This is a genomic window from Gracilibacillus thailandensis (assembly GCF_010994055.1).
GTDB lineage: Bacteria > Bacillota > Bacilli > Bacillales > Amphibacillaceae > Gracilibacillus > Gracilibacillus lacisalsi.
On the sequence record NZ_WJID01000056.1, the window covers coordinates 18,935 to 40,772 of the forward strand.

General features: G+C 36.8%; 13 protein-coding genes, 1 pseudogene and 1 riboswitch. Of the genes and pseudogenes, 9 read left to right on the plus strand and 5 right to left on the minus strand.

All coding sequences use genetic code 11. The features are described from left to right. Nucleotides 1-55: 55 nt before the first annotated feature. Both GH715_RS15715 and GH715_RS15720 read right to left on the minus strand, forming a co-directional pair. Nucleotides 56-1,114 (minus strand): DUF4030 domain-containing protein, encoded by a 1,059-nt coding sequence (locus tag GH715_RS15715; protein WP_153836184.1) that lies wholly within the window; start codon nucleotides 1,112-1,114, stop codon nucleotides 56-58. After that, entirely contained in the window at nucleotides 1,104-1,646 is a 543-nt protein-coding gene (locus tag GH715_RS15720; protein WP_153836185.1) for a sigma-70 family RNA polymerase sigma factor, read from the minus strand. Before GH715_RS15720 ends, GH715_RS15715 begins: the two co-directional genes overlap by 11 nt. Nucleotides 1,647-1,814: 168 nt before the next feature. On the opposite strand from GH715_RS15720, the pseudogene GH715_RS21610 reads away from it, so the two are divergent. The 3 genes and pseudogenes from GH715_RS21610 to GH715_RS15735 all read left to right on the plus strand — a co-directional run. Further along, nucleotides 1,815-2,176, plus strand: a pseudogene (locus GH715_RS21610) (helix-turn-helix domain-containing protein); the annotation flags it as partial. Continuing rightward, nucleotides 2,176-2,328 carry a hypothetical protein gene (locus GH715_RS15730; RefSeq protein WP_163578710.1) on the plus strand — a complete coding sequence of 51 codons (153 nt, stop codon included), beginning with the start codon at nucleotides 2,176-2,178 and terminating at the stop codon, nucleotides 2,326-2,328. The pseudogene GH715_RS21610 and the gene GH715_RS15730, both read left to right, overlap by 1 nt. 840 nt (nucleotides 2,329-3,168) lie before the next feature. Then, nucleotides 3,169-4,719, plus strand: a complete 1,551-nt coding sequence (locus GH715_RS15735; protein WP_153836186.1) for a Na+/H+ antiporter NhaC family protein — start codon at nucleotides 3,169-3,171, stop codon at nucleotides 4,717-4,719. Between the two features lie 278 nt (nucleotides 4,720-4,997). On the opposite strand, the gene GH715_RS15740 is transcribed toward GH715_RS15735, so the two are convergent. After that, nucleotides 4,998-7,028, minus strand: coding sequence for a cellulase family glycosylhydrolase (locus GH715_RS15740; RefSeq protein ID WP_153836187.1), 2,031 nt, complete (start codon nucleotides 7,026-7,028; stop codon nucleotides 4,998-5,000). A 220-nt stretch (nucleotides 7,029-7,248) separates the two neighbouring features. On the opposite strand from GH715_RS15740, the gene GH715_RS15745 reads away from it, so the two are divergent. Beyond that, nucleotides 7,249-9,984 carry a choice-of-anchor I family protein gene (locus tag GH715_RS15745; protein ID WP_240469403.1) on the plus strand — a complete coding sequence of 912 codons (2,736 nt, stop codon included), beginning with the start codon at nucleotides 7,249-7,251 and terminating at the stop codon, nucleotides 9,982-9,984. A gap of 673 nt (nucleotides 9,985-10,657) precedes the next feature. Here the strand turns inward: GH715_RS15745 and GH715_RS15750 are convergent. Further along, on the minus strand, nucleotides 10,658-10,861 hold the full coding sequence (locus GH715_RS15750; RefSeq protein WP_018930369.1) for a helix-turn-helix domain-containing protein: 204 nt from the start codon (nucleotides 10,859-10,861) through the stop codon (nucleotides 10,658-10,660). A gap of 13 nt (nucleotides 10,862-10,874) precedes the next feature. Then, complete coding sequence (locus GH715_RS15755) at nucleotides 10,875-11,447, minus strand: DUF2975 domain-containing protein (RefSeq protein ID WP_153836189.1); 573 nt, start codon at nucleotides 11,445-11,447, stop codon at nucleotides 10,875-10,877. A gap of 229 nt (nucleotides 11,448-11,676) precedes the next feature. Between GH715_RS15755 and GH715_RS15760 the strand changes: the two genes are divergently transcribed. The 5 genes from GH715_RS15760 (at nucleotide 11,677) to pelA (ending at nucleotide 21,661) form a co-directional block, all read left to right on the plus strand. Beyond that, complete coding sequence (locus tag GH715_RS15760) at nucleotides 11,677-12,852, plus strand: DUF418 domain-containing protein (RefSeq protein ID WP_153836190.1); 1,176 nt, start codon at nucleotides 11,677-11,679, stop codon at nucleotides 12,850-12,852. Next, nucleotides 12,849-13,331 carry a PH domain-containing protein gene (locus GH715_RS15765; protein WP_153836191.1) on the plus strand — a complete coding sequence of 161 codons (483 nt, stop codon included), beginning with the start codon at nucleotides 12,849-12,851 and terminating at the stop codon, nucleotides 13,329-13,331. Before GH715_RS15760 ends, GH715_RS15765 begins: the two co-directional genes overlap by 4 nt. Then, nucleotides 13,328-14,857: a PH domain-containing protein gene (locus GH715_RS15770; protein ID WP_153836192.1), complete on the plus strand. Its 1,530-nt coding sequence runs from the start codon at nucleotides 13,328-13,330 to the stop codon at nucleotides 14,855-14,857. The genes GH715_RS15765 and GH715_RS15770 overlap by 4 nt, the downstream gene beginning before the upstream one ends. 293 nt (nucleotides 14,858-15,150) lie before the next feature. Further along, entirely contained in the window at nucleotides 15,151-16,014 is an 864-nt protein-coding gene (locus tag GH715_RS15775) for a helix-turn-helix transcriptional regulator (protein ID WP_153836193.1), read from the plus strand. A 73-nt stretch (nucleotides 16,015-16,087) separates the two neighbouring features. After that, nucleotides 16,088-21,661 carry a pectate lyase gene (gene pelA, locus GH715_RS15780; RefSeq protein WP_153836194.1) on the plus strand — a complete coding sequence of 1,858 codons (5,574 nt, stop codon included), beginning with the start codon at nucleotides 16,088-16,090 and terminating at the stop codon, nucleotides 21,659-21,661. Between the two features lie 16 nt (nucleotides 21,662-21,677). Next, a riboswitch (guanidine-I (ykkC/yxkD leader) is annotated at nucleotides 21,678-21,774 on the plus strand. Nucleotides 21,775-21,838: the final 64 nt, after the last annotated feature.

Below are 21,838 nucleotides of genomic sequence, written 5' to 3' on the forward strand. Positions count from 1 at the left end.
ATTCCCTCTGGAAATTAGGCTCTTCTATTTTTCAACCTTTCAAATTCAACTAAGCCTATTGGATTTCCCTTTGATTTTTATCTCGGACAATAACGTTGTAATGATCATTTTGAATAGTTTCAGTCTCTTCACTTTCCTCAATATATAAGTCTATCTCTGAACGGATTTCTTCTGCGACTTGTATAGCTTTAGGATCGTTGTCTTCTAGTGAAGTTTTCACGATAATTTGAAGTGGATAAGGATGAAATGAATAAGCATAACCTGTTACAGGATACTGATCAGCTTCTACTAAAGCCTGACCAATATTACTAATTGCATTTGTCTTTTCCCAGCGCTTTTCTTGCTCCCGTGCTTTTTTTTGTACTTGTCGAATATCTAGTGTATACTCATCCCCATATTTTTTTGCCTTTTCATTAATTATTTCTTTTAACTTTTCTAATCGTTTTTCAGAATCAGGAACAATAACGGTGACATGGACCCCTTCTTGATGGTTTATTCTAACTTCAATTGGATACATTAACTCATAATCTTCTTCCTTTAAGAGTTTAGTTAAATCTTTAGTTAATTCGTTACTATGCCGTTCAAACTGTTCAATCTCTTCATTACTAGGTTCAGTTGGGATTTCTTGTACTTCATCAAGCGCTACAATCGTTATTTCATACTTATTTATGTCTACTCCTTCCAGTTGTTTCTCCAGCAGAATTAATTGGTTTTTATCATCTTTTTCAATACCGGCGATTCCCACCTTTACTTGTTTTTTGTCAGTATCAAACTCCCAAGCTTCTATTCTCATGGAATGTTTCTTTAAAATTGGTTCTAAACTTTTTCCTATCTGTTCGATTAAATATTCTGTTTCTTCCTCTCGCAATTCTTTCACTTTGATGAAATTACTAATATAAGGGATTTTCGCGAAAACATTTTGCATACTTGGGACAAAAAATGTACTACTACCAAGTAGGAATAAAATCACTGCAGCAGTTATTAAGCCATAAAAAAGATTATGGTGATTCTCTTTTTTCATAGGAGCATTTATACGATTCAAAACTTTTTGTTGGTGGTTGTGTGTAAATCTTAACTTTCGTACTTCTTCCGGATATCTCCAATTATTCTTCAAAAATCATTCCTCCTTCTATATGACTTTTCAAGTTTTTTCGAGCACGGTATAGTCTAGTTTTAACAGTGTTAGGCTTTACTTTTAAAATATTAGAAATCTCATCAATGGATAGACCTTCATAATAATAAAAGATAATTACTTCACGTAGCTTCACCGTAAGTTTTAAGACTTTATGAAAAAGAAGTGCGTTTTCCTCATTTTTTAAAATTTGTGATACTACAGAATCTTCAACTTGCTCATATTTGGGCTTGATAAATGGTTGAGGAATCAGATTTCGGAAATAATTACTCTTCACATAATCTTTACAGTAATTTACAGTAATTCTATACAACCAAGTTGAATAGGAAGATCGATTTTGAAATGTATTTAGTGATTGATAGCATTTAATAAATATTTCTTGTGCTAGATCTTCAGCCAAGTGTTTTTCTTTTACATATGTAAAAGCTATACGAAACACTATATCACCGTATTTTTCCATCAAATCTATTAATATCTCTTGGTTGGTCTGATCAGTTAATTGTTCTTCATGCATAGCATCCTCCCCTTTATTTTCATTTAGTTAGACGATGTACAGATTACATCAGTTCCGTTATTTAAGTAAATAGAATAAATAAGTTTTAAAAAATAAGATACTACGGCTTGTTTAAAAGCATGGTGCATTTGGTGAAATATGTATATATCACAATAGGAGGTGAAATGCATGATAGTCAACAAAGTCTATAACTTCCGTCTCTATCCAAATAAAGAACAAGAAGTTCTCATCGCATAGACGATTGGTTGTGCTCGTTTTGTATTTCATCACTTTCTTTCAGAATGGCATAATACTTATAAGAAAACTGGAAAAGTAATGTCTTACAGTGCTTGTTCTTCTCAACTTCCGACATTTTTGATCGTTTCTTCAAGAAACAAAAAACGCCCCACTTTTTAAGTCGAAAAAGGATCCTGTTCATCTATACAACCAAGCACACAAAGCACACAAACGGAAATATTGCAATTGTTGATAGGAAGATCAAACTTCCCAAGCTAGGTCCTGTCAAATTTTCCAAAAGTCGTGAAGTCGAATGACGGATTTTGTCTGTTACCATCAGACGGAACGCAACAGGTGGGTAATTCAATTATCGGGTTGGTTGCTGCAACAAGTATCTATACCTTTTGACAAATCGCTTTATCTCGAAAAATTACATGCCATAATGGAAAAAGAAAGAGAAGGCTAAGCCGAATACGGTCTTCTCTTTCTATATGCAATTTATATACTGGTAATTTCAGGAAAATGACATTTTGAAGGCTTGCATTATTTTGATTTATTTTTATTTTGCGGCAATGTTGTATTCGTTGCTAAGAAATTACGTTCTGTATTTGCTCTAACATTTTTTAGGTTATATTTCCTCTTTGGCACAGTATTCAACTCCTTTTTATGGCTTATTGATCACGGTTATTAACCCGTGATATGTTTCCTTTTTAATATGTGCACCTGCAAAATGTTTATGAATGTTTGCAGAAAAATTGTTCATACCCCCCAGGTCCTCTATCAACTTACGGACAAAACAACAGAAAAACAGATGAAATTGTCCGTAAGACTGAATCTAATGGACACCAGTAAGGGAAAAACGTCAGGAGTGTCCGTAAGAATAGATCTTGTGGACAAAGCTAGATCAAAAATGAAAAAACTGTCCATATGAAAGCATCTAATAAACAAATTTAAGAAAAGCAAGCAAAAATTGTCCGTAACAAAAACAAACCTTCATTCATCCAAATATATTCAGCATTTCCGTTTCTTTCATTCTTAAAAAAATAAGTGACAGATGCTTTGAAAATTGGTACACTATTTTAGTATATATTTCGAAGTGGAACAGTAATGGACGTTGTTCTATTACTGTTTTTTCTGTGTTTTATCACGGTGTTGTCCAATCCATTCCAAGATTATCAATGAAGCTAGGGAGGGATATGGACGCTAACACCTCGATTAGTTTCGCTAATCATCAGTGAGGGGCCAAAACTCTCACTGATAGAAGTCTTAATTTATGGACAGGATAGTAATAGTGGAGGTAATGTTTATGGAAGGTACAATATATTCTTTAATTCCGGCGGTTTTGATGCTGATACTAGTATTAACGACAAGACGAGTATTGTTGTCTTTAGGAACCGGAATTGTTGTTGGGGCTTTGCTTATTCACGAATTTAATATCGTAGACAGTCTTCAGCAAATCTGGCTCGTATTTCGAGATATCTTCTACACAGAAGATGGTTGGAATCTAGGAAGTATTTATTTACTTGTATTTTTGTTGTTATTAGGGATTATGACAGTTGTGATGACAGCTTCCGGTGGCAGTAAAGCTTTCGGAGAATGGGCTATTCAAAAAGTAAAAACAAGACGTGGTGCTCAACTCGTCCCATCTTTTCTTGGTGTTCTCATATTTATTGATGATTATTTTAACAGTTTAGCTGTGGGACAAGTCTCGAGACCATTAACAGATCGATATAAGGTATCCCGAGCAAAATTAGCCTATTTTATTGATTCTACTTCTGCACCCATCACGGTAATTACACCAATTTCAAGTTGGGGCGCTTATATTATTGGGACGCTAGGCTCCATTTTTGTTGCAGCTGAAGTGACGGAATTCCAGCCGTTAGAAGCATTTGTTAAAATGATCCCGTTAAATATGTATGCTTTTGCAGCAATGTTGTTAGTATTTTTAGTCGCTATTTTTCAAATTGATATTGGAGCAATGAAAACTCATGAGCAAAGAGCAGTGGAAACAGGTCATGTAGTAGACCCTGCAAAGCAAACGATGTCAGCCGATATGAGAGAGAATGCGGTAGTGAATGAAAACGGAAAAATCATGCATTTATTAATCCCAATTATTGTATTGGTAGTTGCTACCGTTGCGACGATGCTTTATACAGGCTATCTGGAGACAGAAGGAAATGCAACGATCTTAACCATGTTTGAAAACACGAATGTAAACCTATCCCTTTTTGTCGGTGGATTATGTGCTGTTGCCGTTGGACTGATCATGTATACTTTCTTAAATGGCACTAAATTATCAGTGGCGAAAGTGATAAAAGATGGTTCCATGTCAATGATGCCAGCGATTTATATTTTAATTCTTGCCTGGATGATTGGAGCAATCATTGAGACTATTGATACTGGTGGTTATCTGGCTGAATTAGTACAGCAATATTCGTTTAACGTGAACTTTTTAGCACTGTTATTGTTTGTGATTGCTGGTTTTATGGCATTGGCAACTGGAACATCATGGGGAACGTTTGGTATTATGCTTCCGATTGCTGCACAAATTGCTATCGAGTATGATGTTGATTTAGTACTTCCAGCAATGGCTGCGGTGCTGGCAGGATCTGTTTTTGGGGATCACTGTTCTCCAATATCTGATACGTCAATCCTATCCTCTACCGGTGCTGGGGCAAATCACATGGATCATGTTATTACTCAATTGCCATATGCGTTTCTCAGTGCTTTAGCAGCAGGAATCGGCTATTTAATATTCGGTTTCACCGGTGAAGTAATGATCTCGTTAACAGTTACATTATTATTTATTGTGATGATTGCTGTTTTATTTATTGTTTTAAAACGGAATGCAAAATAGTAAGAAAAGCGCAGAGCGCCCGATTAGAAACGTAGCGACTTCAGAATTAACTGAGATAAAGGAATCACGGTGAATTTACGAACCGATGATAACTTTCACCTAAAGGCATAAGTGCGACTAAGCCTCTGGTTTCACCAATCGGCAAGTCTTCTTTATCGTCGGGCGATTCGTGAAGTCGCCTAGTTTCTGGGCGCTCGGAGCTAGACATCTGCGCAAAATTTATACTTTCTTATCTTATAAAAAAGGGCCTTTGCCAAATAGCTAAGGCCCTTTCCTATTTATGCTCCTTTTAGCTTACGATACCAAGTTAAACTGCCAATCCCGATTAATACTAGGACTAAGCCAATCCCCATATAATTAAATTGAGCAGTAGCTGTATCAGGTAATCGATTGTTTTCCTCATGGTTTGATACTAAATATGGATCAGCTGTATCTTCTGATTTGGTATCATCCTCATCAGAATCAGTCGATGTTTCTTTTTTATGGGAATCGTCTGTTGAATTGGTTGATTCGTTTTCTTCGTCAACAGGTGTTTCCCCTATTTCACTTTCTTCTTCTTGTGTACGGTCATCCTCTGTCTCTTCTTTAACTGGATCCTCCTCGACAGGTTCCTCCTTCTCCGGTTCTTCCTCTACTAAAGAAGTAACACTTTCCCCATTTTTGACAACCGTATAGTCTACTGTTTCACCACTCCAGAAATGGAAGGTGAGATCAACTTCTCCATCCTCTACTTCATTAAAAAAAGTATCCTTTAATTCGATAAATCCTTCTTGATAATCCGGGGCAAAAGCATAACCAAATTCCTTAAATGCCGTCCAATTCTGTGGGCCTGCAAAAGATCCATCTTGATAATATGCTTCCATTGTCGCTAATTGATCCCCATTAAAGTTTGTAGGAATCAGAAATTCGGATGTTGTTCCTTCTGTTCCTTCCAATACAGGTGTTTGATAGACCCGTACATCAATATCCCAATCAACACCACCACTAAATGTTACAGTTAAAGTAGCAACCGTACCAAAGTCATTTTCCGTTACAAGGGAGCTCAATAATTCTTTAGAAAAAGTGATCGTATTTCCCTCGATTTGATAATCGATCCCTTCTTCTAACTGTTGATCAGCCAGATAAACTTCTGTAAAATCATTGTCATGCAGTTCAAACGTAATGGATCTATCTGTGATTTCCTCTGAGTCTTTTAAGTAAATGAAGTTATCGTTGGGAACTGCAGATCTAGTATGCCAGCTTGTTTGTACTATATTAAAAAATTGTTGATCTGACCATTCCAATGTATCGCGTTTTAAGTGTTGGCCATTATCCCAAAGCATGTGAACAAGGTCTTTCTCCTGAGCATAGTGAAGCATATATTCAAAGAATTTCATCTTTTCGCCTTGTTGGATAACACCTGTATCTACGTCAAAGCCAAGCAGTCCATATTCACCAATAACTGTTGGAATCCCGTTCGCCGTAAAGGTCTCATGCACTCGATCAAATGTAGCGTGGATATCCTCTTTTGTATCTTGTTCAAAACGTGTATATCCAGCAATATTGACACTAAACGGCCAAAAACCGTAATAGTGAACAGTTGCAATAATATTGGGATCTTCTAAGCTGTTGATAAAATCATATAAAGCAGTAATTTTTTCTGGCTCTGATCCAGTATCAAGAGTGGGTAACACTAATGGTCGAATATCATTATTTCCACCAGAATCTCTAACAATTTGATAAAAGTGAGTATTTAATTCGTCTAAATATTGCTGGCTCTCTTCCTCGGTTCCCAAAAATCTAGGTTCATTAATGCTTTCAAACATTAATTTCGGTGATTCATCTTTAAAACGCTCTGCTAGCTGTGTCCAAATAGCATTAAAACGTTCTACTGTTTGATCATGGTTTTCTTGCATTCCAGATTCTATCCAAATCCATGAATCATGATGAATATTAATCATCACATATAAATCTTCTTCCAACGCCCATTGTACCGTCTGATCAACTCGATCTAAAAAATCTTCCTTAATTTGATAGTCGCCACTTTCAGCCATTCGTTGATCAAATGTGATTGGAATGCGAATGCTTTTAAAGCCTTCATCTGCAATTTTTTCAATTAATTCTTTCGTAACATAAGGGTTTCCCCAGGCTGTTTCATCTTCACCAACAGCATCATACGTATTACCAAGATTCCAACCCGGCTGCATGTTTTCGGCATATGTTTGGATATTGATTTCTTCGGTGGGGGTTTCTTCTGCGAATGTAGTGATGGAAGTAATACTAAGCAGTATAACAAAGGTAAGCAAAGTTAAGGTGAACTTTTTCTTCAATATCAATCCCTCCCCAAATATATTAGAAAGCGCTTTCTAATATATAAATCTATCACATCAGTTTTTTGGCGAATACATCAAAAATAAGTGCTATTTTCATGTAAAAAGGAGACATCGATGGAGACAATGATAAAGTTTACAAACTATTAACACTATTAACATATTCAATTAATGGTAGAGAAGTAGAATGGCAGAAGAATATGGAAAAAGGAGTGGAATGATGAAGAAATTTGCGATTGCTATTTTATTTATTTCTTTTCTTCTATCAGTAAATCCCATCATGACAGCTGCCTCTTCAGAAGTTACCTATTATTCAGAAAGTGAAGACTCATTGGATGTGAAATTGCTAGGTCGTTATACCAGTGGAGCTCCAATTGATGAAGGCGGTACAGAAATCGTTGCATATGATCCGAATACATATTTAGCCTACTCTGTGAATGGATATGAAAAAACGCTAGATATTATTGATTTATCGGGATTTGCCGATGGTCAAACTGAAATCGAGTTAGAGAAACGAATTCAGCTCAGTGATTTTGGGGTTGACGCTGGTGACTTAACAAGTGTAACCATTGCCCCAGATAGCAGTTTTATCGCTGTGTCTGTCCCAGCTGCGAATAAAGTGGAAAATGGACATGTTGTTTTTATGTCAACAGCGGGTGATGTATTAACAACAGTTGAAGTCGGTGCTTTACCGGATATGGTTACGATTACACCTGATGGCAATCATGTATTAGTAGCAAATGAAGGTGAGCCAAGTGAAGATTACTCTGTAAATCCGGAAGGTTCAGTATCGATTATTGATGTTTCTAATGGCGTAAATGAAGGTAACGATTTATCAGTGAAGACGGCAACTTTTTCAGACGAGATAATAGAGGAAGATGTCAGAAAAGTACATCCTGACAGTACTTATGCAGAAGATTTGGAGCCTGAGTACATTGTAGTAGATGGAACAAGCCAATTTGGTTATGTTGTCTTGCAGGAAGCAAATGCGATTGCAAAATTGGATATCCAAACAGGTGAATTTCTTACAGTGAAAAGTTTAGGTTATAAGGACTATTCTTTACCTGAAAACAAATTAGATGCATCAGATAAAGATGATGAGATCAATATCCGTAATTGGCCGGTATTATCACTCTATCAACCGGATGGAATGGATATCGTAGAAATTAATGGTAAAAACTATTTATTAACAGCTAATGAAGGAGACGCCCAAGATTGGGATGGTTTCTCAGAGGAAGAGCGTGTAAAGAAATTGGTCGATGATTATCAATTAAATGCAGATCTTTTTCAAGGGTATAATCAAGAAGAATTGGACAAAATGGTCGAGGAAGGTCTATTTGATGATGAGCAACTAGGCCGATTGAAGACTTCGACTTCCCATCCGACTAATGATGACGGAAAGTATGAAGCTATCTATGGTTATGGCGGACGTTCTTTCTCTGTATGGGATGCAGAAACATTAGAATTAGTTTATGACAGTGGTTCAGAGTTTGAAGAATTAATTGCAGAAATCGAACCAGAGTATTTTAATAGTAATAATGATGAAGACACATTTGAAACAAGAAGTGATGATAAAGGGATAGAACCAGAAAGCGTGATATCTGGAGAAGTAAATGGAAAGACTTACGCTTTTACAGGGCTAGAGCGACAAGGCGGTATCATGGTATATGATATGAGCAATCCAACTTCGCCAAGTTTTGATAGTTATTTTACTTCTCGCGTGTTTCAAGGACTTGATGTAGATGTAACACCAGCAAGTGGTGATGTTGCACCAGAAGGTTTAACATTTATTCAGGCAGACGATAGCCCAACGGAAAAGCCAATTTTATTAGCTGCTCATGAAGTGAGTGGTACGATTGCAGCTTATGAATTAGGGCAGTCTTCTAATTCTTTATTAAGTGAATTAATGGTAGATGCAGGTGAGTTAAATCCTTCATTTTCACCAGAACAAATGGAATATCAATTGGAAGTTCCAAACGAAGTAGATGAAATCCAATTATCAGCTATGACACAATCAGATGATGCTTATGTGCTTGTCAATGGAGAAGATCCAGCGGAATCAATTACACTAGCTGAAGGAAACAATGAAATAAATGTAGAAGTTATTGCAGAAGATGGATCTATTTCAACTTATACACTGTTTGTGAAGAGACTATTTGCTACCGTGAGTGAACAATTGCAACTATCTGATAACAGCTTTATTGTTGAAACGGATATTGCTAATTTAGATGAACAGGCTAGGTTGAATCTTGTTTTTCCTGAGGATCATGGAGAAGTGAGTGACATTAGCTTTACAAAGGAGCAACTACAGCAATTAAAGGATAAGGATATTACCGTTACTATAGAACGAGAAGACATTATTGTATCGTTTAATGCTGGATCATTTACTGATGAAGCACCTCTTTCTTTGTTGATTGAAACATTAGATCAGGCTAAATTCGAAGATGGTGAACACGCCCTAACCGACATTTATCAGCTTGAATTTACACAAGGTGATCAAGTAGTTTCTAACTTTGATGTACCAGTGACACTATCCTTTCAATTAGCTGAAACAAATGAAGCTGCTTCTGTTTATCATTGGAATGAGGAAGATGGAGAGTGGGATCAAGTCGGTGGAACACTGCATGATAATTGGATCTCTGCTGAGACAGATCATTTCAGTATATTTACTGTACTAGATTCAACTGCTTTAGCTGAGGAAGAACAAGATCCGAATGGAAGTGAAAATGTTTCAAATGGACAAAAGAAAGATAATAATCCTTCAACTTCTGACGAAGAGGATCAAGAAGACCAAGAACAATCCACTTCATCGTCTAAGGAAGAAAAGAGCAACAATAAGTTACCTGATACAGCAACGAATATGTATACATTCTTGCTTATAGGTGGTTGTTTGTTGTTAATAGGAATGGCCATTGTTGTTATCAGACAACAGAAAAGAAAAATCTCCAATGATTAAATAAACCAAAATCGTCATGATTGAAAAGATCATGACGATTTTTTGTTGTCTAGGAAAAGGTGATTTATCACGTATATTTTAAGAAGCAAGAATAGCTATACATATGGAGTAGCCATTTTGAAAGCTAGCTAGTACAAGTCAACCGCTACGGCTGACAGTTTCGCTTTCCAAGAGCATGCTAACGCTAAAGGAGTCGAAACGGTCTCCTTCGCTATTCTTGTACTACAATGAATAATAGAAAAAGGATATTGGGTTTTCTAACTTATTAGTAATTTCCTATGCCATTATCTTGACTTTCACAGGAATAACAACTCAAATTGCCTGATCTGACAAATGTTGTAGCACATGTATAAAGCGAAGGCCGCCTACTTCCACTCCTGTGGGAATTGTTTGACCTGAAGATCCACTTTTTCGAGCGGTTTTGGCTCGAAAAAGTTAGCTGAAGGACAAACCCCACGGAAAGGAAAGTGGGCAGCCGGAGGGCGGTTAAGTGATTGATATATTTCAAAATGACTACTAAAACAATCGCAAATCTAGGGATAAGGACTGAGAAAATTTTGTTAAGTTTTTCCTACATTCTTCAAGCTATTGAGTAACGATTAGTGCCAACAGCAAATTTAAGAGTCAAATCCCATACGGGAGTAAAGTGATGCCTTTTATCTAGCACAAAGCACTACTCTTCTATATATTCGATTAAATCACCCGGCTGACAATCTAGTGCTTTGCATAAAGCATCCAAAGTGCTGAAACGAATTGCTTTTCCTTTTTCATTTTTTAGAATCGATAGGTTTGCTGGAGTGATGCCGACTTTTTCGGATAATTCATTTAAAGACATTTTTCGTTCTGCCATCATCACATCTAATTTTATTCTAATCATCGAATCGCCCACTTTAAATTGTATATTTGTTCTCTTCTACTGCTTTTACAGCAACCTTCAATGCAGCCCCTATTAACAGACAAGCAATACCAGTGAAAATGGTATCGATATAAGACAGATTGCTAAATCCAATGGAAGCATTGGTAATATGTAACGCTTCAATGGTTTTGTCAAAGATAAGACCTTCTGTATAAAAGAAAATAGTCCCAAAGCTGAGAATGAATATGCCTATCATATAAAAGAGTTTGACATTTTCCATCATAAACAAACTCTCTTTATAAATATTTTTAAAAAGTTTATCAACGATTCGTAAAATACCTAATACAAGTATAAATAAACTTACTTCGCAAATAAAAGATAAAATTTTTATGTCGGTGTTGATAAAAATATCGGGCTGTGTTTCGAATTCGATCGCTAAATAGCTAATAGTCGGTTCGAACTCGCCAAAGGATTCAGCAAAGCTGGAATTCGGAAAAATTAAAAATGCCATATGATATAGAAAACTGAATAATCCAATAGGTATAATTAGAAAGAATAAAGTTCGGCATATCAAGTATGTTACTTTAAATAAAGTTTTTGTATTCATTATATACTCTCCTCAACTAACAGGAAGTCTCATTTACCACGGTGCTAACCGTCTTAAAACCTATCACTTCAAGCTTCAGTACGGGTTTTTAACCCCCTGTTGATCATCGTCTGACTTTATTATACAACAAAAATTTATCGAAAAACAATAAAAAAATATTGAAATTACATAATTAATCCGTTATAGTGAAATAGAAAATTATGGATTTAGATGCAAAGGAGCTACAGGAATGGTTCGAACACAGAGGATTTCACTCATTGATGCAATAAGAGGTTTTAGTTTGTTTGGAATTTTACTAGCCAATCTACTAATCTTCCAATACGGCATTTTTGGAAAAGATGAAATTACCTTTTTTAATTTGTCATCAATGGATATGCTAGGTTATCACGCTACTCATCTTTTTATTGAAGGGTCATTTATGCCTATTTTTGCTTTTATTTTTGGCTATTCACTGGTTTTGATGACGAACAAATTAGAAGACAGGGGATTACCGGTAAAAAGGTATTTATTCAGAAGATTTTTGATGTTGATAGCATTTGGCTATTTGCACAGTTATTATTTATGGGAAGGCGATATTTTATTATCTTACGGTTTAATAGGCCTCTTCCTATTATTTTTTGTAAAGCGAAAGGCTAAGACCATTTTCATTTGGTTTGTGATTCTTTTTGGACTGCTGTTATTGATGAATATTCCTTGGGGGTCAGAAGAAGAATATGCACTTTATAGTGACACAACTATTAACCATTACTTAGAAGAAACATTAACCATTTATCAAACTGGTACTTACCAGGAAATACAACATCATCGCAATAATGAAGATCCGTTAGAAATTGGAGAAATTGAGGCATTGCTCATTTTAATACTAACACCGGTAGTTTTTTTACCAATCTTTTTACTTGGTATTTATGCTGGCAAAAAAGAATGGCTCCATCAAACCGAAAAAAATAAAAATAAATATAAACAGGCATTTTTCTGGCTAATACCGATTGGGTTACTGCTGAAGCTTATCCCGTATTTCTCAGAAACGATTGCTTTTAGTGATGTCGGTGGCAATATTTTGGCTATCGGGTACATTTTCCTGTTTGCCTATTTGTATATCACTTGTCAAAAGAGTGTGATTGTATATGCGTTTGAGCAAGTCGGGAAACTATCACTGACTAATTATATCTTACAGACGGTGATCTGTACTTTTATTTTTTATGGGTATGGGATAGGATTATTTGCCCGTTTAGGAGTATGGTTTGCTATTTTTCTAGGGATTGCTATATACATACTACAAGTGTTTTGTAGTAAATGGTATATGGACCGCTTTACACAAGGTCCACTAGAAAGGTTGATGAAACTAGTAGTTTATCTTTCGTTCAAGTCGAAACCGAAAACAAAAACAAAGGATGTTGCAGTATGAATGAATTAGAACATCAATTATCATCAAAGTTTCCTAAAGCTAGAATCATATCTGAAACGATTGGTAATATCATTGGCTTTATCGTGCTGGCAGTATTATTCTGGTTAGATAATTACTTTGACTGGCCCATATGGGCTAATTGGATCTTGATAGCTGTTCTGCTATTTCTAGTTGTTGGTACAATCTGGTCGTTCATTGAGCCTCATTATCTCTATCGAAGTTGGCGTTATCAGATCAGTAATGACTATCTTCAATTAAGCTATGGTGTGTTCACAAAAGAATGGGTTACCGTTCCTATGTCTAAAATTCAATCAGTATCTACCAGTCAAGGGCCTATTATGCGGGGGTATCAACTGCGTTCGATAAAAGTCGAGACAATGGGGTCTTCACACGTTATTCCTGCCTTAGAAGAACATGTGGCATTAGAATTACGTGCTAGGATAGCTGAATTTGCTAACTTAAAGGAAGTGGATGAATGATGAGATATCATCCTTTAACTATTTTATATCGAATTTATCAATTAATAAAAAATAGTTTAATACTAGGGATTCTCTTGTTTGTTGTGAAAAGCAATTCTGACTTTTGGTTGTTCGAATATGGTCGTTATCTGTTTATTGCCGGTGTTTTATTACGGTTGATCTATATTGTGGTAAGTTGGTTTGTAGAAACGTATGAGTGGGATAATCATACCTTTCAGCTCAAAAAAGGTCTTTTTATCAAACATACAAGCACGATTCCTTTTTCAAAAATTCAAAATGTAACAAGACATACTACGCTTTTTCACAAACTATTTAATCTGACTTCCCTTACATTTGAAACCGCGATGGATGGCGAAGATGATACAATTGCCTTTGAAGTGGTGTCGAAACAACATGCAACCTTTTTGTTAGAATTAGCCAATATTGAAGAAGAACAACTGCCTAAGCAGGAAAACAAACAACAAGAACAAGCTCAACATGAAGAAGAAGTGAATGCAACTGAAAAGAAAGTGGAAACAGATCATGTCATACATTTTGAGCCTACCCATCAGGATTTACTAAAAGCTAGCTTTACTTCTCTCAGTTTTTTAGCGATCATACCGATCGTAATGGGATTGTATGATATTATTGGGCCACTATTACCTGATTCAGATCATTATCAAGGTATATTCTATCAAATTATTGATAGCAGATGGTTAATTATTATGTTAAGTGTCGTTGCCGTTGTGATTGCAATAATTATCGGTATTGTCAGAACATTTTCACGTTATGGGAAATACCGTATTTCATCTAGTGCTACTCATATTTATATTGAGAGAGGTCTATTAGATGAGACACAATTTGCAATAGAAAAACAGAAAATACAAGGTTTAGAAATCGAACAAACTCTACTTAAACGTATTTTCGGATTAGCGGAAGTGAAGTTGATCAGTTCTGCCAGTCCTCAATCAGAAGGTAATGCCGTAAGTGTAAATTCGTTATATCCGTTTCTGCCGATTAATCGAGCTTATCAATTAATGGAAGCTCTATTACCGGATTACTATGTAGAGGAATCTATGAATCGATTAACAAAGTCTTCTTTATATATGAAATTATTAAAACCGAGTTGGTTCTGGATAGTGGTAACTGCTGGACTCATTTATTTCAAACCAACTATTTTTCAAATGGATGCAGCGTGGTGGCTATTGTCACTGTTGTTATTGCTGATCGTTATCGTGAATAGAATACTAGATTATCTCCATACGAAGTATTCGATCTCAGATGATCAATTGCAATGGTGGCATGGCGGCTTAACTAGTAGAATGTTTATTACGAAAAGGAGACGGGTCATCGAAATGAGTTATTCGCAATCGATGCTACAGAGGATTTTCCAGCTCGCTTCTATTTCGACGATGAATCGTTCTACACCGACGAGAATTGAAACGATCAATGATGTACCGCTAGATTTTGCTAAAACCTTTCACCATTGGTATTTGCAAAGACAGAAAGATGCAATCTATCAACAGAAGAAGCTGGAACATAACTAAAACAGGAAGAACGAGAATCCGAACAAATCTAAACCTAGCGTAGGCAAAATACGTAGTCTCCTGTGGAAATAGCACGAGATGAAGATCCACTGTGAGAAGTGTTTTGCCGAAGCGGGATATGTTCTCAGACATTCATGTTCGGATTTTTACTTTTTAATTAATCTTTAGTCCAAGTCTCTTTCACCAATAGCAATCTCGGAATATTTTTTCAACAATATTTCGTTATTGGAATAGGTAATATTTATGCTATAATACAAAATGAAAACGTTTTCTAATATTACGGAGGTGAAAGGGTGTTAATAGAGAAACTAGAAACCGTACAAAAACAAGAGGAAGTGCCAACAACATTCACCATCCAACATAAGGTGGATAACCAGACACCACAAGACTTCCACTCCCATCGCGGTTATGAAATTGTATGGGTGAGAAATGGAGAAGCGCAGTTTATTTTTGAAGAAAGCGTCTTTCATTTGAAGAGAGGTCATGTTCTTTTGTTTAACAGTGAGAAGCTGCATAAAGTGAACTTGCCAAATAATCAGGCATATGATCGCGTCATGATCATGTTTCAGGATGATTTGTTTTGCTATGAGCAGCCAATCTTTCAAGCATTTAAACGCCTATTAAATCAACAACCTACACCACATTTCTTTTTGCAAATAGAGGAACGAGGCTATGAAAATTTCCAGCATATTATTCGTCAACTATTACAAGAAGCTATGTCCCCGAATAATTGGCAACATCAACATGCATTAATTCTTTATGTATCAGAATTATTGCTCTTTTTCAGTCGATCAATACAGACTTCAAAGGATCGAATTTTTCAACTATCAGCGTCAAATCCAGTTCGTACTCAAGAAAGGATTTTAAAAGAAATAAACAGTTTATGGAATACCAATTGGCAATTAGAAGATCTTGCCGATAAGTTACACTTTAATAAATATTATTTGTGTCACTTTTTTAAAAAAGAGTTTGGTATGACGATTCATCAATATATATTACAAAGAAGAATGTATGAAGCGAAGAAATTACTGAAAGAAACAAACATACCTATTGCAGAAATAGCATCCCGAATCGGTTTTTCAACAGCATCTAACTTTATTAGATGCTTTAAGAAATATCAGCAAGTCACTCCTAAGCAATTTCGTAACCAAGTATAACAGGGAAGGGGGGGGAAACGTAATTTCCTGTACTACATGTCATGCTACTATTTAAGAGAAGGGAGATTCATGGATGAATGGTAAAAAAGCAATTAATGTATTCCTAATTTTTATGTTAATGTTTACGACCGTATTTTCTACAATGCCAGTCATGTTGGTAAAAGCTGAGTCTGATTTTAACAACGTTGTTATTTTTGAGGATGATTTCAATGATGAAGAAACAGGTGCAGAACCGGCGAATTTAGATGTATCTGCAGCTGGTGGAGAAGTCACCGTTGAGGCGTTACCTGATGCAGAAAATAAAAGTGTATACCTGAATGACACAAGTGAGAGTGATGATGTATTAATCTCTAAATCATTGGATGACTTGGATAATCAGGTAACGATCGAGATGAAATTTATGCAACCAACTTATACAAGTTCATCAAAAGTCATGCGCCTTAAAGGTGACGGTACCTCCGTCATTATTGAAACAAATGATGGCCATATTGGTTACCGAAATAGTGATGATTCCTATCAGAATTTAGTAGAGGTGCAAGAAAATGAATGGTACGACCTAAAAGTTGAAGTAGATTTAATAGAAAAAACAGTTGATGTTTCTATCAATGATGAGTTAAAAGTAGAAGGGGCAGCCTTTTACGAGGATGCATCGAAAATCAATTATATAGAATCCTTTACTCCTGGAAGTAAAGCATTGGGCCATTATATTGATGATCTTCGTATTTCACAAGTAGAAGAAGTAGAACTGCCACCGGAAACACCGGAAGCTGATTTTGTTTTTGAAACAGATTTCAATGAGGATGTAACAGGTGAGGTTCCTACAAATGTTGATGTATCCGAAGGTGGGGGAACCGTAACGGTAGTCGATGTGCCGTCTGAAGAGAATAAGAGTGTATTCCTTGATGATACTAGTGACGACACAAATGTTATTTTAAGTAAATCGGTGGAGGATCTTGGCGGTGTAGCGACATTTGAAATGTTATTTATGCAGCCAAACTATACTAGTTCAACCAAAGTGATGAGAATTAAAGGTAATAGTACACCGGTAATAATTGAAACAAAAGATGGGTCTATTACGTATCGCACAGGTGATCAATATCATCCGTTAGTAGAAGTAGAAGAAGAAACATGGTATAAAGTAAAAGTTGAAATTGATTTAGACGCTCAGCATGCCAATGTTTATATTGATGATGAACTAGTGCATGAAGAAGCGGAGCTTAATCAACCGGCAGAAAAAGTTAATTTTGTGGAGAGTTTCACTCCTAATAGTGGAACAGATGGACACTATGTTGACGACTTAAAAATCTCAGGTAATCTTTATCAAGAACCGGAGGAAGAAGAGCCGCAGCAACCAGAAGAACCATCAGAACCTGTTGCTGGAAATATTTATGAAGCGGAAGATGCAAATTTAAATGATGCGATTATTGATAACAAGCACCCTGGTTTTACTGGTACAGGCTTTGTTGACTATGTTCCGAATGCTCCAGGTGGCTGGATCGAATGGGTAGTAGATGTGCCTGCAGATGGAGAGTATACATTGGATTTCCGTTATGCACATGGTGGTACAGATCTTCGTCCTGCTGAAATTAAGGTGAATGATGAAGTAGTAGAAGAAGAGCTAGCTTTTGACCCAACAGGTGATTGGACAACCTGGGAATATACCACCACAAAAGCTACATTAACAGAAGGTGAGAATGTTATTCGCGCAACTGGAGTTGGTTCAAGTGGTGGAGCGAACATTGATCATTTAAGCGTGTTAATGGAGTATGATGAAATTTATGAAGCAGAAGAGGCGGAATTAGAAGAAGGCACGGTGATAATTGATAATAAACATGCTGGATTTACCGGAGATGGTTTTATCGATTACAGCCCTAATGCTCCTGGAAGCTGGGTGGAATGGACAGTCCATGTTCCAGCGGAGGGAGAGTATTTCTTGGACTTCCGTTATGGTCATGGTGGTACAGATCAGCGTCCAGCAGAAATTCAAGTGAATGGTGAAGTAGTAGAAGAAGAACTTGCTTTTGACCCGACTGGTGATTGGGCGAACTGGGAGTATACATCTACGAAAGCTCAGCTTGCAGCTGGTGACAATACCATTCGAGCTACCGGAGTAGGTCCAAGTGGTGGAGCAAATATTGACCACCTGCGTGTGCATAATAAATCTGATGCAGGTAATGATCGCCCGATTGAAATGGATCATGCTGAACTCGAAGAAGTGGTTAGTGGTGTCGAATTGAAAAAATTGAAAGAATTAGGCATCGTAGCTGATGAAGTTCCGTCGAATGAAGAAGCGATTACAAGAATTGAATTTTTCTCTTTAGTGAATCAAGCTTTAGGCTATGTGCATGAGGAACAGTTCAAAGGCCTGACTGAGAAGAAAACGGTTTGGGAAACGTCAACTGAAAAGTGGTATTCCTTTGTGCTTGAAACTGCTGAAGCATTAGGCTATGCAGATCACTTAGTAAGTGATGGGAAGGTAAGTCCAAATGAGACAATTACTGGTGATGAAGCAATACAAATTATAGAGGCAGTTTCTGATCAAACTGCGGAGGCTGAAAGTGAACAAGTAACATGGGGTGAAGCAAGAGATTTAGTTGCTTTACTAGAAGCAGAAAATGAAAGTGAAACGGTTGATATTGCAGGTGTACATGCTGTATCGAACCATTTACTTGTTGTTACATTAAATGGTTACTTTGAAGAATTTACACCAACAGATCTGGAGGTAGTAGCTCCGACGAGAAGGTGGGAACTCTTAGCACCAGGATTTACAAATTTAAATATAGACAAGGCGGCAACGGCTACTAACCAATTTGGTCAAACAGTTATTGTGATGCATAGTTTAGACGAATGGAACGAGTATGGTGAGTATCCAGTCGAATTTGAAGAAACAAGATTCTCTGGAGATTTAGATACGGCTGTAGAAGAAGCAGATAATCTATTAACATGGCAAATGGATCACGGCGGATGGACGAAAAACTGGCCACATATCTACACCCGTCCTTGGGATGGTAAAGAATCACGCTCAGAGTGGGTCAATGATGGTGTTGAGTTAGGTACAATTGATAATGATGCAACCATTTCAGAGTTGCAATATTTAGCAGAAGTATATCAAGAAACGAAAGATCCTAGATATAAAGAAAGTATTGAAAAAGGTTTAGATTTCTTATTCAAGCTCCAGTACGAAACAGGTGGCTTTGCACAGGTTTACCCTGAAAGGGGCAACTATTCTGACTATGTAACCTTCAATGATGAAGCAATGATTAATGTATTAGAGTTATTGGATTTAGTTGCAGAACAACGTTATCCATTTGATTCTGATCTGATCAGTGAAGAGTATGTTATCAAATCACAGGAGTCAATTGAATTAGGAATTGATTATATTTTAAATGCGCAAATTGAAGTGGATGGTAAACTAACTGCTTGGTGTGCACAGCATGATCCATATACCTATGAACCGAGAGGGGCTCGATCTTATGAGCATCCTTCCATTTCAGGATCAGAGTCAGTCGGGATTGTTCGTTATTTGTTGTCTAGACCACAGACCGAGGAAATTAATGAAGCTGTATTAGCAGCGTTAGAATGGTTTGATGAAGTGAAATTGGAAAACACCAGATATGTCAGTGGTGATCCGAACAATGAATATTTTGTAGAAGATTCGAATTCAACTGCTTGGTACCGTTTCTATGAAATCGGTACGAATAAACCGATATTCTCTGGCCGTGACGGTGTGATTAAACATGATATTATGGAAATAGAAGCAGAAAGAAGAGACGGCTACTCCTGGGGAGGTCATTGGGCGACTCAACTGTTGGAAATCATGCAAACGACAGGAGATTATACGGATAAAGTATTTGTTCAAGTAACAGCTACCGACTCTGTTGATGTAAATGGCAGGACATTAGTACAAGGTGATATTAAAGTATTGGAAGGACAAACAAAGCAAATGAATGAGATCGAAAGTCATTTAGTTGTCGCACAGGACGGATCAGGAGATTACGAGACTGTTCAAGCTGCAATTGATGCTGTTCCGGAAAACAATCGTAATCCTGTAACCATTTTTATTAAAGATGGTACGTACAAAGAAGTAGTCACGATTCCAACGAATAAACCTTTTATTACTTTATTAGGTGAAAGTAAAAACGATACGATCATTACGTATGATAATTATGCTGGTCGTGACAATGGTGTAGGTGGAACACTTGGAACAAGTGGCAGTGCTAGTGTCTATTTACGGGCAGATGATCTTCGTATCGAAAATCTAACTTTGGAAAATTCCTTTGATGAAAGTGCTGATGTTGAAGGGAAACAAGCTGTAGCAGTTTATGCCAGTGGTGATCGTCAATATTTCAATGATGTCCGTTTTATCGGTAATCAAGATACGTTATATGCACATTCCGGTACGCAGTATTATGGGGATGTCTATATCGAAGGGGATGTTGACTTCATTTTTGGAGCAGCAAGTATTGTCATTGAAGATTCTGTTATTCATTCATTGGATCGAGGCTCTGACTCTAATAATGGTTATGTGACCGCAGCCAGTACGTTAATTTCAGAAGAATACGGTATGTTATTTATCGACAGTAAATTTACGAGTGATGCACCTGCAGAAACTGTTTATTTAGGTAGACCATGGCCAGCTGGTGGTAATCCGGATGCAATTGGAAGTGTTGTCATCATGGAAAATAAACTTGGTGCGCATATCAAACCTGAAGGCTGGACCTCAATGAGCGGCTTACAACCTGAAGATGCACGTTTATATGAGTATAAAAATGAAGGGCCAGGAGCAGTAATCAATGATTCACGTCGTCAATTAACAGATGAAGAGGCTGCTGACTGGACCGTACAAAACGTATTAAAAGGTTGGGATCCATATGCGTTAGAACCGATAGAAGAACCAGGTAAAGATCCAGATGAGGATTCAGATAAAGAGCCAGGTGATGGGTCTGATGAAAAGCCTGGTAAAAAACCAGAAAAGCCAGAAGATGATGATAAATCACCTGGAAATGGATCTGAACAAGATGGCGAAGGAACAGAAACCCCAGAAGATGAGAATAAAGATAACAATGAGTCAAGTAATAACACGAAAGAAATGAAAGTTGAATTAGGTGAAGAAATAGAAGTAGCTGCAGATATGATAATTGCTATTGCTGATTCACCAACTAAAGTGATTTTACCGAGCGACTTACCGGAAGGAACGACTTTAGTTGTTAAACAAGCAGAACCTCAAAACTTAGGGGATCTTCAAGTTGCAGGTGATGTATATACCTTCGAATTTACTTTCCCTGAAGGTTTTAAAGATTATACTGGTGAATTTCAATTAATCATGAGGCATGATGATAATGCGGAAAATGTTGCAATTTATTATTACAACGAAGCAACTAATAGCTGGGAGCTTATTGGTGGTGAGGTAAGCGATGGTGTCGTAACTACAACAGTTGATCACTTCTCAACTTATGGTGTTTTAGCTACTGCAGATGATGAACAAGACCAAGTTGCAACTTCTGATGAAAAATCAAGTGGCGGTGTTGGTTTGCCTGATACTGCAACTAATATTTTTAATTGGTTGTTAGCTAGTGGAGTATTGTTAGGGTTGGGAATTGGGTTATTAGTAATTGTTAGAAAAAGAAATCGAAAGATGGTACAATAATTAACAATAGCATATCGTAATTGTTTTCTAGGGTTCCGCAACAAATGTTGGACTGGTCCGAGAGAAAACACACAGTAACTACTGTGACACGGAAGGATAAAAGCCTGGGAGATTCATTCTCCCAGGCTTTTATAGTGTGGCGGGCATGTGCACAAACTTTAGAGTCAAAGTCATTCA